Origin of the sequence: Alteromonas sp. PRIM-21, assembly GCF_027563165.1 — a bacterium.
Classification (GTDB): domain Bacteria; phylum Pseudomonadota; class Gammaproteobacteria; order Enterobacterales; family Alteromonadaceae; genus Alteromonas; species Alteromonas macleodii_A.
Window position 1 is genome coordinate 1 of the sequence record NZ_JADOEK010000009.1, and the last position, 15,326, is coordinate 15,326.

10 protein-coding genes are annotated in these 15,326 nt (G+C 44.7%); 2 read left to right on the forward strand and 8 right to left on the reverse strand.

Annotated features, from left to right (window positions below):
• Positions 1-185 precede the first annotated feature (185 nt).
• The 4 genes from IW644_RS13120 to IW644_RS13135 form a co-directional block, all read right to left on the reverse strand.
• Complete coding sequence (locus IW644_RS13120) at positions 186-644, reverse strand: YaiI/YqxD family protein (RefSeq protein WP_269917977.1); 459 nt, start codon at positions 642-644, stop codon at positions 186-188.
• A 25-nt stretch (positions 645-669) separates the two neighbouring features.
• Positions 670-1,431, reverse strand: a complete 762-nt coding sequence (locus tag IW644_RS13125) for an SDR family oxidoreductase (protein ID WP_118494390.1) — start codon at positions 1,429-1,431, stop codon at positions 670-672.
• A 151-nt stretch (positions 1,432-1,582) separates the two neighbouring features.
• Complete coding sequence (locus IW644_RS13130) at positions 1,583-2,350, reverse strand: SDR family NAD(P)-dependent oxidoreductase (RefSeq protein WP_269917978.1); 768 nt, start codon at positions 2,348-2,350, stop codon at positions 1,583-1,585.
• A gap of 78 nt (positions 2,351-2,428) precedes the next feature.
• Entirely contained in the window at positions 2,429-4,231 is a 1,803-nt protein-coding gene (locus IW644_RS13135) for an acyl-CoA dehydrogenase (protein ID WP_269917979.1), read from the reverse strand.
• 142 nt (positions 4,232-4,373) lie between these two features.
• On the opposite strand from IW644_RS13135, the gene IW644_RS13140 reads away from it, so the two are divergent.
• Positions 4,374-5,363 carry a GlxA family transcriptional regulator gene (locus IW644_RS13140; protein WP_269917980.1) on the forward strand — a complete coding sequence of 330 codons (990 nt, stop codon included), beginning with the start codon at positions 4,374-4,376 and terminating at the stop codon, positions 5,361-5,363.
• A gap of 263 nt (positions 5,364-5,626) precedes the next feature.
• The gene (locus tag IW644_RS13145; protein ID WP_269917981.1) at positions 5,627-7,903 is read left to right on the forward strand and encodes a TonB-dependent receptor; all 2,277 of its coding nucleotides are present in this window, start codon (positions 5,627-5,629) and stop codon (positions 7,901-7,903) included.
• Positions 7,904-7,994: 91 nt separating this feature from the next.
• Here the strand turns inward: IW644_RS13145 and IW644_RS13150 are convergent, their stop codons facing one another.
• From IW644_RS13150 to IW644_RS13165, 4 genes are all read right to left on the reverse strand, one after another.
• Entirely contained in the window at positions 7,995-8,351 is a 357-nt protein-coding gene (locus tag IW644_RS13150) for a hypothetical protein (protein WP_269917982.1), read from the reverse strand.
• Positions 8,352-8,505: 154 nt separating this feature from the next.
• Entirely contained in the window at positions 8,506-10,668 is a 2,163-nt protein-coding gene (locus IW644_RS13155; protein ID WP_269917983.1) for a prolyl oligopeptidase family serine peptidase, read from the reverse strand.
• Between the two features lie 48 nt (positions 10,669-10,716).
• Positions 10,717-13,851 carry an efflux RND transporter permease subunit gene (locus IW644_RS13160; protein WP_269917984.1) on the reverse strand — a complete coding sequence of 1,045 codons (3,135 nt, stop codon included), beginning with the start codon at positions 13,849-13,851 and terminating at the stop codon, positions 10,717-10,719.
• On the reverse strand, positions 13,851-15,083 hold the full coding sequence (locus IW644_RS13165) for an efflux RND transporter periplasmic adaptor subunit (RefSeq protein ID WP_269917985.1): 1,233 nt from the start codon (positions 15,081-15,083) through the stop codon (positions 13,851-13,853). The genes IW644_RS13160 and IW644_RS13165 overlap by 1 nt, the downstream gene beginning before the upstream one ends.
• Between the last annotated feature and the right edge of the window lie 243 nt (positions 15,084-15,326).

Here is a 15,326-nt window from a genome sequence, read left to right on the forward strand (position 1 = left end):
GATAGGGCATTCATGGCTGTTTGGTCTCGGTGATGTTTGGCGATTGATCTGATCACCAAACGTCATGAATGTTCCTATCTTTTTTTATCTCACTGATATCGTTCTATTATTTGTGGGGATACCTCAGACTCTGACCCCATATTTTGGGTGCTAAACGCTGTAGAAATGTACTCTGACCCCAAAATTTATTTGAGGTTGCGGAGGCCTTGGGTGAGGAGGCGATCTAGCGCATTGGCAAAGTTTTGTTTATCGCGCTGGGAGAAGGCTTTTGGGCCGCCTGTGTGTTCGCCGCTTGAACGCATGGTGTCCATGAAATCTCGCATGCCTAAAATTTGCTTGATAGACGACTTGTCGTATTCCTCACCACGGTTGTTTAATGCAAGGGCATTTTTTGCCAGTACATCAGCGGCCAATGGAATATCATTGGTAATGACTAGGTCACCGGCTTCACACTTCTCTACTATATAGTCGTCAGCAGCATCAAAGCCTGAAGGTACCTGCGTTAAGGTGATATGTTTGTCTGGCGGAACAGACATAAAATGGTTAGCCACCAAAGACAAAGGCAGCTTAGTACGTCTGGCTGCCTTAAAAAGAATGTCTTTGATCACTGCAGGGCACGCGTCGGCGTCAACCCATATATGCATGGTCGTATCTCGTAATTGAAACTAATTACGCTAGCATACCACCATCTACTACTACTGTCGTGCCTGTGGTGTAGCTTGAAGCGTCTGATACTAAGTACAATACTGTCCCCGCCATTTCATCTGGATCAGCTACGCGGCCCAGCGGAATAACTTTCAGGGCGTGTTTCAAGATTTGCTCGTTGGTTGTTAACGCTGAGGCAAATTTAGTGTCAGTCAAACCTGGCAGTAATGCGTTTACGCGAATGTTTAAGCTACCGCACTCTTTTGCGAACGACTTAGTCATGCTGATAACGGCCGCTTTGGTAATAGAGTAGATACCCTGCATGTCGCCCGGCGTTACGCCATTAACTGAAGCGGTATTGAGTATAACGCCACCGCCCTGCTCTTTCATCATTTTGCCTGCTTCAATCGACATGAAAAAGTAGCCACGAATGTTCACATCTACAGTTTTGTTATAAGCGCCTAAATCAGTATCTAAAATATGACCAAAATAAGGGTTTGCCGCCGCATTATTTACCAAAATATCCAGCTTACCGAAATCACGTTTGATTACATTAAAGGCTTCGGTAATTTGCTCCATTTCACCTACGTGACACGCCAGCGCTGTCGCTTTACCACCGGCATCGCGAATTGAAGAAGCAACCGCTTCACAGCCGTCAATTTTGCGGCTTGATACAATAACGTGGGCGCCATACTGTGCCAGCAACCGAGCAATAGATTCGCCGATACCGCGACTAGCACCTGTAACCAGTGCAACTTTTCCTGTTAAATCAAATAGGTTGTTCATTAAACATTCCTTCTCTTGCCGTTTTTACGCAAACTACGTATCTCAGTGTCCTATCTACGATAGCTGCATTTGTCGTGTAATAAGTCTTTTAAAGGCGTTAAAAATTCGCTCCCCTAAAAGCTTATCGTTTTATCTTCATCACACTTGGCGCTTATGCCAACATACCGCCGTCAAGTACCACAGACTGCCCCGTCATAAATGACGATTCATCGCTACACAGCCATGCAATAGCATTTGCAATTTCTTCAGGCTTACCCAAGCGTTTCATTGGGTTGGCTGCAATTAACCCTTTCTGACCACGTTCATCTAGTTTAGATAACACGCCTTGAACCATAGGCGTATCCACAAAACTCGGACATACCGCATTAATACGAATGTTCGCTCGCGCGTATTCCACCGCCGCCGATTTAGTTAGCCCTATTACCCCGTGTTTTGACGCACTATAAGCACTTATCATTGGCGCTGAACGTAACCCTGCTACAGAGGCTATATTGATTATGTGACCGCCACCAGTCGTGGTCATGTGCTTCAGCGCGTTTTTCATGCAGTACCAAACGCCAGCTAAGTTGACTTGAATGTTTTTCATAAACATAGCATCGTCAACTTCGGTAAGTGGCGCAGGAAAATGATCGATGCCCGCGTTATTGATGATCACATCTATTTTTTCAAGATGAGAAAGCGCTGTTTCAAACATAGCTTTGACCTGAGCAGGCTCGGTAACATCCACAGTCACTGCATAGGCTTTGCCGCCAGCAGCAATGATTTCTTCAGCCAATGCTTTTGCGTTATCTTCATTTAAATCGGCAATACCCACTATTGCGCCACGCGCACTCAATACACGAGCCGATGCAGCACCAATACCTGACCCTCCACCAGTAATAAGAATATGTTTGCCTTCAACATTTGCAGCTACATTCATTAGCCGTACTCCAGTTAAATTTATGTGCGCTGCATCGTCTTCTGCAATGTCTTATGCGCACATAGTAGTGTTATGTATTTAGAAATAGCTTGCCTTTACATTGTTGCAAGATGCTTCTCGTGACGTCAGTACTTCTATATCGCGACTTACCAACGGTAATTCCCAATTTAAGAAATATTCTGCTGCGGCAAGCTTTCCTTCGTAGAAGTCAACATCCTGATCGCCTGCACCATTACTTAACGCTTGCTCGGCAACGTTAGCTTGGCGCAGCCAAATCCAACTCACTACACAGCTTGAAAATATGTTTAAGAAGCAGCTTGCGTTGGTTAGCAACACAGACTGTTTATCAGAGCGTAGGTCTGCTGCCGCTTGTTGTATAAGTGCGCCAAGCTGGTCCAAATAAGGTTTTAGTTTTGCCGCCAGCGCCTGTGCTCTCGGCGTTTCTGCACGCTTCATATCGCGGGTGACAAGAGAAAGTAACACTTGAAGGCCTTTTCCGTCGTGCTGCCATAGCTTTCTTCCTAGCAGGTCTAACGCCTGAATACCGTTCGTCCCCTCGTGAATTGGATTTAGGCGGTTATCGCGCCAACACTGCTCAACCGGGTATTCTCGGGTGTAGCCAGCGCCGCCTAGAATCTGAATAGCCAAGTCGTTAGCTTTAGGGCCAAACTCTGACGGCCACGCCTTAAATACAGGGGTTAAGAGATCAAGAAGCTGAGAAAGCTCGGTACGTTTTTCACTGTCGGTTTCGGTTTCCATCTCATCAATGAGCATGCTGCCGTATAAGCAAAGGGACATACCGCCCTCACAATACGCTTTCTGCGCTAGCAGCATACGGCGAACGTCGCCGTGATTAATAATGGGCGTTGGATCATCTTCAGGTGCTAAATTTGGCGCTGCGCGCCCTTGTGTACGGTCTTTTGCGTACTCCAATGAATATCGATAGCCGCGATACCCAATCATTGCAGCACCGTAACCCACGCCAATGCGAGCTTCGTTCATCATCATGAACATATAGCGCAAACCTTGATGAGGTTCACCTATAAGGTAGCCATGACAATCGCCATTTTCACCAAACGTTAGTGCCGTTGAAGTGGTGCCTCGATAACCCATTTTATGTATAAGGCCGGCAAGAGTTACATCGTTGCGTACATCTGGGTTGCCGTCTGCATCTAGACGGTACTTAGGTACAGCAAATAGTGAAATGCCCTTAACACCTGCAGGACCGCCAGGAATTTTTGCTAATACCAAATGAACAATGTTATCGGAAAGCTCATGTTCACCGCCTGAGATATAAATTTTACTACCTTTGATACGGTACGTACCATCGTCTTGAGGCTTCGCAGAGGTGCGAATATCGGCAAGGGACGAACCCGCATGAGGCTCGGTAAGCGCCATCGTTCCGGTAAAATCGCCTGCCAGCATTTTTGGTAAAAATGCGTCTTTGATATCGTCTGAGGCAAAGTGTTTGATTACATTGGCGGCAGCCGCTGTTAAAAAGGGATAAGCAGTAGACGACGGGTTTGCCGCTAAAAAATACCCAGCACAGGCATTCATCACGGTGACGGGTAGCTGCATGCCACCATCTTCAAAATCGAAGTGACCCGCAATAAAGCCTGATTCCCTATACGTATCGAAGGCAACTTTCACTTCGTCGATCATCGACACTTTAGTGCCATCAAAGGTAGGCTCGTTTTTGTCGGCCACATCGTTGTGAGGAAGAAACAACTCTTCCGCCATTTTTTCTGCCATATCTATGACGGCGTTAAAGGTTTCGACATTGTGTTCTTCAAAGCGTGTCTTTTCGCACAGTGCTGCTGTATTCAATACCTCGTACAGCTGAAATTGCATTTCACGGCGGGGAATAAGTTGATCGGCCATGTTGTCCTGTCCTCTACGAATATTTGTTAACGCATTGTGTCATATTCGTTATCATGCCATTATTGTCATTTATGACACAATAATGGCTAATACCGCCATTAATCACTGTATTTTATTTTTCTTTATAAATTTAATTATTTTTATGAATAGCGCTAAGTTCACTGTTACCGTCCTTGGTTTCGACCAAGCCTTGGCGTCTGCCATTACAGGCGCACTTGATGTATTTGCTTTTGCTGGTATCAGTTGGCAGCGAATTCACAACCTGCCCACTGCACCACAATTTAAAGTGCAGCTGGCGAGTCATCACGGGCAATCTATTCTGTGCTCTAACCAAGTTGTGCTACAGCCCAATATTGCTATTGAAGATGTATCTCACACCGATGTTTTGCTTATTCCAACTATCGGTGGCGATATTGATGAGGTACTGAATGATACACAGCCGCTACTGGTTCATATAAAGCGCCTTCAAAAAATGGGAGCGGATATAGCAGCTAATTGCACGGGTAATTTTTTATTAGCGCAGACAGGTTTACTGAACAATAAAACCGCAACGACTCACTGGGGTTATGCGGATAAATTCGAAAACATGTTTCCAAGTGTAAATCTGCAGCCAGAAAAAATGGTGACAGAGGATGACACCGTCTATTGCGCGGGCGGCGGTATGGCATGGATTGATCTATCGATACTTTTGATAGAGCGCTACTGTGGTCACCAAATTGCCAGCGATACCGCAAAGTCTCATGTGTTAGATGTGTCGAGAACAAGCCAAACAGTGTATGCCAGCAGTCGCCAACGGCGCTTTCACACCGACCAAGATATTAAAGCGGTTCAGTCTTTTCTGGAAAGAAATCTACAGAACAAATGTAAGTTAAGCGACTTGGCACACCAACATAATATGACTGAGCGCACGCTTATTCGCCGCTTCAAGAACGCGTGCGACACCACGCCGGGCCAGTATTTACAGTCACTGCGTATTGAACACGCAAGGAAACTCCTCGAAACGTCCAGTATGTCGCTTGAGAGTTTGATAAGTGCGGTAGGATACGAAGACCTCAGTTCTTTCACTCGCCTTTTTAAAAAAACGACAGGGTTGTCGCCTTCTCAGTATCGTGCGAAATTTAAACGAAATTAATAAATTACCGAACATCGCTATATAAAGCGCACCATAAAGTATCTCTGTTTGCTTTAACATGTTTCAAACCTGTGCAATGACGCGCTTCAAGTATATGCAACCAAACTAATATTGTGCATTTATAGTGAAAATCCGCGTTCTGTTGCACAAATTTGAAGTTTTTGTGTCAAAGTTTGTGTAAAATACAGCGCCAAGCATGAATCAATTATTTTTGTGCTAAAAACACTACAAAAGTATAATTTTAAAATCATCTTGGTGGAAACATGAGAACACACAAAATCGCCACGCTAGCGTTAGCCGTTAGTGCTGCGTTCAGCTCTTCAGTTCTTGCACAAGAGGCCGCATCGACAGAAAAAAAAGAAGCCTCACTTGAACAAATTACCGTTACCGCACAAAAGCGTACCCAGTCTATTCAGGAAGTCCCTATTTCTGTTGCGACATTAAGCGGTGAAAAATTCGAAAGCCTATTCTCAGGCGGTGAAGATATTCTTGCTTTAGCAGTTCGCGTTCCAGGCCTTTACGCCGAGTCTTCAAACGGTCGTGTTGCACCACGCTTCTACATTCGCGGTTTAGGTAATACCGATTTTGACCTAGCTGCATCACAGCCTGTTTCTATTATCATGGATGAAGTGGTAATGGAGAACGTGGTACTGAAAAGCTTCCCGCTTTTCGACGTACAGCAAGTTGAGGTACTTCGCGGCCCACAAGGCACACTATTTGGTCGTAACACCACAGCCGGTATTATTAAATTTGACACCGTTAAGCCTACACAAGATGTAGAAGGTTACGCGAAAGCTGGTTTCGGTTCATACGGTACTATGAATTTTGAAGGCGCCATTAGCGGCGGCCTAACTGACGACCTTTCTGCGCGTTTATCATTGCTATCCCAAGAACGCGATGACTACATTGATAATGCCTTCACCGGCGAAAACGATGCAATCGGTGGCTACGACGAAAAAGCCTATCGTCTACAGCTTCTTTGGGAGCCATCTGCTGACTTTTCTGCATTGCTAAACGTACACGGCCGCGAGCTTGAAGGCACAGCGTCTATCTTCCGCGCTAACGTGTTTACTAAAGGCAGCAATGAGCTTAACGAAAACTACGATCGTGAAACCGTATACTACGACGGCGATCTACAAGGCGACGGTATTGATAACAACCCACAAGAGTACGACGGTTTTGGTGCTTCACTTAAACTAGAGTACGACATGGATGAGGTTACATTTACCTCAATCTCAGCAATTGAGACTGCTGAAGGTTCGAGCCTAGGTGACGTAGATGGTGGCTTTAACCGCGCAGATGGCACTTCAGGTCCAGGGTTTATTCCTTTTTCTGCGGTTACGCAAGATAACCTAGACGACTTAGAGCAATACACCCAAGAGTTTAGATTCGCTAGCAACACCACAGATGCCTTGAACTGGCAGCTAGGTGCTTTCTACTACGATGCTTCGTTCAACGTTACCAGTATTGATGGTTTCTTTGGTGCAACCACAGTATTCCATGAAAACCAAACATGGGCGGTATTTGGCCAAACGTCTTATCAAGTTAACGAAAAACTAAACGTTACGGGCGGTATTCGTTACACCCACGACTCTAAAAGTTTAGTGGTTGGCGATCAAAACGTTGACGGTTTTGCTCTAGTAATTGGCGCAGCTCAAGTTCAAGACTATGAAGACATCGACGTAGATGACGGTCAAACTAGCTTTGAATTAAGCGCAAACTATCGCGTTACTGATGATATGTCTGTTTTTGCTCGCTACGCTAATGGCTTCCGTGCTCAAACAATTCAAGGCCGCGACGTTGCATTCGAAGGTTCGCCTTCCGTTGCAGACGCAGAAACCATTAACTCATTTGAACTTGGTATTAAGTCGGACTTGTTCGATGACTCACTACGTCTAAACGCAGCAGCATTCTACTACACAGTAGATGACATGCAGTTCTCAGCAATCGGTGGTGGCAATAACTTTACTGCCCTTGTAAACGCTGACAAAGGTGAAGCGTACGGTTTTGAAGTAGACGCGCAGTGGCTTGCTACTGATGAGCTTACGTTTACAGCAGGTTACAGCTACAACCACACTGAGATTAAAGACGATTCATTGACTGTTTCTCCGTGTGGTACTAACCCTGACTTTGGTTCTACAGGTAACTGTACAGTAACTGACCCTCGTCCTGACGGCTTCGTGGCTTCTATCGATGGTAACCCATTCCCTCAGGCGCCAGAGTCTATCTTTAACTTCACAGCACGCTACACCATTCCTATGGGTGATGATGGCGAGTTCTTCGTATTTACTGATTGGGCGTTCCAAGGTGAAACAAACATCTTCCTATACGAAGCAGTTGAGTTCACTACTGACGACAACTTTGAAGGCGGCCTACGTATTGGTTACGAAAACTTCGCGCACAATTACACTGTAGCGCTATTTGGTCGTAACATCACTGACGAAGATAACGTTAAAGGTGCAATCGACTTCAACAACCTAACGGGTATCGTAAATGAGCCTCGCGTTTGGGGTGTTGAGTTCAAGTACACCTACTATTAAGCAAAGATAAGTAGCAACTTTATTTACAGTAGCTACATTATTTATCAAAAAGCGGTGACGTTAAAAAACGGCACCGCTTTTTTTATGTCTTTTATGCCGCCATGTGAACGTCTGAGGTTGGCACTTGCACCAGCTGCTGTAACTTCCTGCACACCTGTACCCAGCGGGCGACTTTTTGATAGTAGACCTGTTCTATTAATTGCCCTTTTTCATCAAACAAAAAGCTCGCTAACTTCCCTTTATTACCCGGCATATAAAAATGGTGCACGGTAAATTGCTTTGATAAAGGGGCGTGTGCCACTTTTTGATACATACAAAAAGGCAGTGCGTTTGCGCGCTCATCGCCACCAGTAAGGCGAGTGCGGCGTTGAAACGTGTCTGCACCTAAATCAGCCATAATGCCGTGTTTTGTAATAAGTTGATCAACCGCTTTAATGCCTGTTTGCATAATTTTCTCCTAAAGGTTGTGCGACGTAGCTCAACCTAATAAGACTCAAAATAAACCATACTGATATTTATACAGTATATGGTCATTTGTTTAAAATGCAAACAAAACAAGCCGCTTTTTACAGCGGCTTGTTTTCTTTCGAAATAATGAGAAGTTAATTAAGCGCCGATTCTAAAAACGCCCACTGGTCGGCATACCCCTCAATTCGCATCCACGTAGGCGTGCCTGCGCCGTGACCCGCGCGGGTTTCTACACGAAGAAGTACTGGGTTATCACATCCTTGATCTGCCTGTAATTGCGCGGCGAACTTATAGCTATGCCACGGTACTACTCTGTCGTCGTGATCACCTGTTGTTACCAATGTTGCCGGATAGCAGGTGCCAGGTTTAGTGTTGTGAAGTGGCGAATAAGCATAAAGCGCATTAAACTCGTCTTTGTTTTCACTTAGGCCGTAATCGGAAGACCAAGCGCGGGCATTCGCGCTCGGTGTATGATAGCGAAGCATATCTAACACGCCCACTGCGGGTAGTGCTGCAGAGAAGAGATCAGGTCGCTGGGTAAGTGTTGCGCCCACAAGTAAGCCACCATTCGAGCCACCTTGAATACCCATTTTGTCTGGGTTGGTATAGCCACTTTCAACTAAATACTCACCTGCTGCAATAAAGTCATCAAAAACGTTTTGCTTGTTAAGCTTAGTACCAGCCTTGTGCCACTGCTGTCCATATTCACCACCACCTCGTAAGTTTGCGATAGCCAGCACGTTGCCCTGCTCTACCCAAACCATGCGTGACACTGAATACCGTGGAAGCAGTGAGATATTAAAACCACCATAACCGTACAATAGGGTTTTGTTGTTTCCGTCTAGCTTCAACCCTTTCTTGTGCACAATAAACATGGGAACTTTAGTACCGTCTTTACTGGTATAAAACACCTGCTTGGTTTCATAGTCGTCGTAGTTAATACCCGTGTTGATAGTTTTAAATAGTGATGACTCACCACTTTCAACATTATAGGCATAGACCTGACCCGGGTTAGTAAACCCAGTAAGTTTATAAAAAGTGGTATCTGCATTTTTACCACCATAAAAGCCGCTCACACTACCGATATCGGAAAACGCAATTTCATCAACTTTTTTGCCGCTTAAATCAAAGACACTCACTTGCCCTTTTACATCTTTTAGATACTGAGCAAAAAGCTTTTCTCCTAAAAGAGAGACACTCGATAAGGTATCTGCGGTACTTTCAATTACAGTGCTTGTTGCTTTAACTCCGTCATCATATTTGACTTTGATAACCTTGCCAGTTGGCGCGCCCGCCGTAGACTTAAAAAATAGCGCATCTTTGTGTTCGCCGATTAGATCGTATCGTCCATCCCATTTATCGAAAACGGGAACAAGCTCACTGTTTTCTTCTTCAAGAGATTTAGCATAAACCCCATTAGCCTGATATCCCTCAAATACGGATATAAGCAAGGTTTCTCCATCTTGCACTACTGATGGATATGGGTTCCAAGTGGGTTTATTTTCAAATGCAAAGACCTTTTCATCTGCACTTTGCTCTGTACCTATAGCGTGAAAATAGATAGATACCGTTTGGCTATCATCGTATTTACCCGCCTCATTTTGTGGGTAACGAGAATAGAAGAAACCACTTTCATCGGGAAGCCATGCGATATTTGAAAACTTAATGCCTTCAATGGTATCGGTTAAGTCTGTTTTACTGCTGGTGTTACGAACGTGGATGGTTTTCCAGTCGGTGCCGCCATCAGACAGCATATAGGCAAGATAAGACGCTTTAGGGCTGAGTTCAGTCGACGCCATTGACACGGTGCCGTCATCACTCAATGTATTCGGATCGATAAGTACTTCAGGTTCACCGTTCACGCCGTCGGCCATATAAAGTACGTATTGATTTTGCAGGCCGTCGTTATAAGAATAAAACAGCTTGCCGTTCACCATGTAAGGTGTCGAATACTTTTCATAATCCCACAAGGCAGTTAAGCGCTCTTTGTAAAGCTCTCTAGAGGGTAAATTTGCTAGATAAGGGCGAGCCAACGTGTTTTGCGAATCGACCCAAGCTTTAACTTCCTCGCTTTTTTCGTCTTCTAACCAACGATAAGGGTCGCTGACCATAGTGCCGTGATAGTTATCTTGCTGCGCAACGGTTTTGGTTGCCGGGTAGCCAGGTACCTTCGGCATAGCAAGGCTTTGGGTCTCATTTTCAACCAAACTAGTATCAGCAGTATTTGAACTTGTGCAGGCAAAGGTTAAGCCTGCAGATGCTGCAACCACCGCAGCATAAATTAGATTTTTCTTCATTTTGTCATTCCTTAAAAGAAAATGCCGGTGTTACCCGGCATCGTCTATTTAGCTTTCTGTCGTAGCTTGTACGTGTTTTCGACCTTTAAACACATTTTTAATGTCGTTTAGAATTAAGTACAGCGCAGGAACCAGTAGCAAGGTGATTACCGTGGCAAATAAAATACCGAATGCCAGAGAAACTGCCATTGGAATAACAACCTGAGCTTGTAGGCTGCGTTCAAATACTATCGGCATAAGGCCCATAAAGGTTGTTAATGACGTTAAGATGATAGCTCTAAAACGCTGCGTACCAGCGCTAATAGCCGCATCCATAAGAGACATGCCTTCTTTACGCGCGCGATTCACAAAGTCCACCATAATCAAGCTATCGTTCACCACAACACCCGACAAAGCGATGATACCGCAGACCGACAAAACGCTAACCGCCATGCCTAATACCAAATGACCGATTATGGCGCCAACAATACCAAAAGGGATCACCGACATGATAATCAAGGGTTGGCTGTATGATTTAAGCGGTATGGCAAGTAAGGCATAAATCGCGAATAACGCAAACAAGAGCCCCTGCATTAAACTAAACATAGCATCAGCCTGCTCCTTTGAATTTCCTTGAAGCTGAAACTCAACGCTTGGATAACGAGCCAGTAGGTCTGGCATTAAGTTTTCAATTACATCGTTAGTCACTTCTGATGGGTCTAGCAATGCTTTATCCACGACACCCGTTACGGTGACTGAACGTTTACCATCTACACGAATGATTGAATCGAACCCTTGCCCCACGGTGAATGTAGCCACCTGCTCGAACGGGATCTCTTGACCATTTGGCGCACGAATACGCATGTTTGCAAGGTGTTCAATAGAGCTGCGTTCCGCTTTCGGGTAGCGAACCATAACTTTTATTTCTTCATCATCACGCTGAATACGCTGCACTTCTGCACCGTAAAAACCAAAGCGCACTTGCTGACCTAAATCGCGAAGTGAAATGCCCAACGCATCGGCCTGAGGTTTCAGCGCTAACTGAATTTCTTCGCTACCGCCAGAAAAGGTATCGTTAATATCTGTAACGCCTTCGTATTTATCCAAAGCCTTCTTTATGTCGTCACTAATAGCTCGCAATGCTTTAATATCGCTTGAGCTAAATTCAAAGCTAAGGTCAGCGCCCCCGCCAGGACCACCCGGTGAGCTAATATTAAATGACTTCACTCCCGGAATTTCAGGGACCTCTTGACGCCACATATCCTGAATTTCAAAGTCAGTAAGCGTGCGGGTTTCACCTTTCGTAAGCTCAGCGAAAATTTCTCCACCTAAATTACCATTGTCAAAAGCAATAGCGTGCTTAATGACATTTTCGCCCGACTCTTCTGCAACTTTGTCATCCATGCGATGCATAGCTTCGCGAAGTGTAGTTAGTACCTTGTCGCGCTGTTCCAGTGACGAACCGGGCTCTAACTCAAAGCTGGCCATCATAAAATCACTAGGAATATTCGGGAAGAATACAAAGCGCACTATGCCACCACCGAATAGCCCCACTGTAAGGATCAGCATCGCCAAAAACACGGCCACTGTTGTATAGCGATTGCGTATTGCTTTTGCTAAAAACGGCGCGTACTTATTGTTAATAAATGTCTTTATTCCTTCACTGAAGAAGTCTCGAAACTTTTGGAACGCGTTGGCTTTTTCCGGATCATAAGGCTTAAGCTTCATGTGCACTAAGTGAGCCGGCAGGATTAACTTCGATTCAATAAGCGAGAAAATAAGACAAACAATCACCACCATACCGATGGTTTTCCAAATAATGCCGAACGGCCCAGATACCATAAGCATGGGTGAAAACGCGGCAATAGTGGTTAAAACACCAAAAGTTGCAGGCATAGCAACTTTTTTAACGCCCGCAATAACGTTATCAGCACTGTGCCCTTTTTTATCTATTTCAGAGTAAGCCGATTCACCCATGATAATTGCGTCATCTACCACAATCCCCAATACAAGAATGAATGCAAATAAACTAAGCATGTTGATGGACACGCCAACCATATCTAACGGCATTACAAGCAAGGTGCCAAGGAAGCAGACTGGCAAGCCCACGATGACCCAAAACGCGAGCTTAATTTTCAAAAACAGTGAAAGTACTAAAAATACAAGCAGCGCACCGAAGAACATGTTTTCAAGCATCATGTTAAGTCGGTCAGCTAGATAAAATGAGCTATCGCCCCACGTATCGGCAGTAATATGCGCGGGAAACTCCGATTTTTTACTATCAACGTAATTGTTAACCTGCTCAGAAATTTCCAAGGCGTTTTGGTCGCCGACAGCTTGCACACGCAAGCTAACCGCTGGTTTATCATCAAACAGCGCGTATTGGTTGTTTTCGATAAAGCCATCGTTGATATAGGCAACATCGCCCAACGTAACGCGGGTACCGTTTGAATTTGTGACTAATACTATTTGGGAGAAGTCCCAACCGGTATAGGCCTGCCCTTTTGTTCTAAGCAGTATGTCGCCGTTTTCCGTGCGGATTGAACCACCTGGTAAGTCAACACTGGTTTGACTCAAACGCGCCACCACATCAGCAAACGTAAGGTTGTACTTTTGCAAATCAACTTCAGAAAGTTCTATAGAAATTTCATAATCTCTTGCACCTACAACCTGAACGCTTGATATACCCGGCAAGTTAGCAATGTCATCGCGTAAGTCTTTAGCAAACTCCTTTAACTCCCTTTCAGAAGCATCACCGTAAACCGATAGCCATATCACGTCCTGTTGGATTTTTTGGCGATATATAACGGGCTTTTCAGTATCCGCTGGAAAACTTGGAATAGCATCAACTTGAACCTTTACTTCATCAAGTAGAGACTGAACATCGTAGTCTTCCTCAACTTGAATACTTACCGTACCCATGCCTTCTACGGCAGTTGAGTTTAGCTGTTTGATGCCCTCTAAATCTTTTATGGCCTCTTCAATTTTAAGAAGCACACCTTCTTCTACTTCCTGAGGTGCAGCACCTAAATAAGGAACGCGCACGCTTATAACGTCAATTTCGAAGCTAGGAAACACTTGCTTTTGTATACTGAACGCACTGAACAGCCCGCCAACGATAAGCAAGATCATTAATAAGTTTGCCGCTACATTATTACGCGCAAACCAAGCAATTAAGCCTTTATTGGTATCGATGCGACTCATTAGTTGTCACCTTCCGATGATTCGCTTTCAACGATGTCCGCGCTATCGGTAGTGTCTGCTTCAGCAGTGTCGGCAAGCACGGGCTCGTCACCTGGCAGGCGCACTTTCATTCCGTCGTATGGGTTTGGCACAGCACTGGTTATCACCAAACTTCCTTCCGCAATACCTGAGCGAATAAACACATTTTGTGCTGTGGTGCGGGCTACTTCGACGGGCTTAATTTCAATTTCGCGATTATCGTTTACTGTAAGCACGGTATTGTCTAAACGCAAAATGCTACGAGGTAATACAACGAGCTCTTCGTTTTGACGGGAGGTAATTTCCGCTTCAACGAATTGACCAAAACGCAACGGTGACTTGTGTGAGGACTGCAAATTGTAAGGGTCTTGCACCTCAACAATGGCATACACCACTCTGCTTCCAGTATCCAAAATACCTTCTGAACGAACCAGCTGACCTTCCCAAACGCGTTTAACACCACCAACAGTCGCTGTTAATGAAACAGGTGCCCCTTCGCTAGACTGCCCAGCAATGTTAATAAACATTAAGTCGCTGTCAGTGATAGGTAGCCTAACTTCCGCGGTATCGGTAGAGTAAATAGTGCCAAGTACAGATCCCATGGCAACAAACTGACCAAGATCTATATTACGCTCCACCACTATTCCATTATAGGGCGCAGTTATTTGCGTTCTAGCTAGATTTCGCTTTGCGCGTTCCAACTTAGCTTCTGCCGCTTTTACGTTGGCTTGTTCTTTTGCCAGTTGAGGCTTTCTTAAGCCTAACTCAGGCGGGGCTACATTTCTGACTGAACGCCATTCTTGTTCGGCTACTTTACCGCGAGCTATTTCTTCTTGAAGGGCTGCTTTTGCTTGAGCCAATTCAGCTTCGGCTAGTTTGAGGTCAGTGCGGTAATCATCTTGTTCTAACGTGGCAAGTACGTCGCCTTTTTTAAAAGTTCCACCAGCAACAAAAACTTTCGACAGGCTTATCACTTGACCACTGACCTGTGCACTTAACGATGTTTTATTTTGTGGTACTACATTGCCTTGAGATTTAACAACAAAATTTACGGGTTCTGCTGTTACTTCCTTAGCATCAACAAGAAAAGCGGGGATTTCTACGGGCACCTGTTCCGGCGGCTTACGTGACTTGATCATAACCGTCGCGGCGATAAATGCGACTAGCACGATGACTAATGGAAGACCACTTTTCATTAACATGGAGTTTTTCATTTACTATCCCTGGAAGAGAAGGCATCCGAGTTAGTGAAATTTTAACAGTAAAGTACTGCGCTACTCACTTACCACCTGATTACCCACTAAATTCTATTATTATTGTTTCAACACTAGTGTACTGATTTTGCGTTTTTTATGCTCAGTTAGATTGTTAAATTTTGTGTCTGATTATTGTTTTTAATATGCACGCAAAAATCCGAAGCTCTAATATAGAAAATTCTTAAAAGAATACAAAGTAAG

Excerpts from the sequence above, each read along its gene's own strand:
- IW644_RS13160 (WP_269917984.1), bottom strand. The coding sequence starts at position 13,851 with ATGAGTCGCATCGATACCAATAAAGGCTTAATTGCTTGGTTTGCGCGT.
- IW644_RS13145 (WP_269917981.1), top strand. The coding sequence starts at position 5,627 with ATGAGAACACACAAAATCGCCACGCTAGCGTTAGCCGTTAGTGCTGCG.
- IW644_RS13150 (WP_269917982.1), bottom strand. The coding sequence starts at position 8,351 with ATGCAAACAGGCATTAAAGCGGTTGATCAACTTATTACAAAACACGGC.
- IW644_RS13155 (WP_269917983.1), bottom strand. The coding sequence starts at position 10,668 with ATGAAGAAAAATCTAATTTATGCTGCGGTGGTTGCAGCATCTGCAGGC.
- IW644_RS13165 (WP_269917985.1), bottom strand. The coding sequence starts at position 15,083 with ATGAAAAACTCCATGTTAATGAAAAGTGGTCTTCCATTAGTCATCGTG.
- IW644_RS13120 (WP_269917977.1), bottom strand. The coding sequence starts at position 644 with ATGCATATATGGGTTGACGCCGACGCGTGCCCTGCAGTGATCAAAGAC.
- IW644_RS13130 (WP_269917978.1), bottom strand. The coding sequence starts at position 2,350 with ATGAATGTAGCTGCAAATGTTGAAGGCAAACATATTCTTATTACTGGT.
- IW644_RS13140 (WP_269917980.1), top strand. The coding sequence starts at position 4,374 with ATGAATAGCGCTAAGTTCACTGTTACCGTCCTTGGTTTCGACCAAGCC.
- IW644_RS13135 (WP_269917979.1), bottom strand. The coding sequence starts at position 4,231 with ATGGCCGATCAACTTATTCCCCGCCGTGAAATGCAATTTCAGCTGTAC.
- IW644_RS13125 (WP_118494390.1), bottom strand. The coding sequence starts at position 1,431 with ATGAACAACCTATTTGATTTAACAGGAAAAGTTGCACTGGTTACAGGT.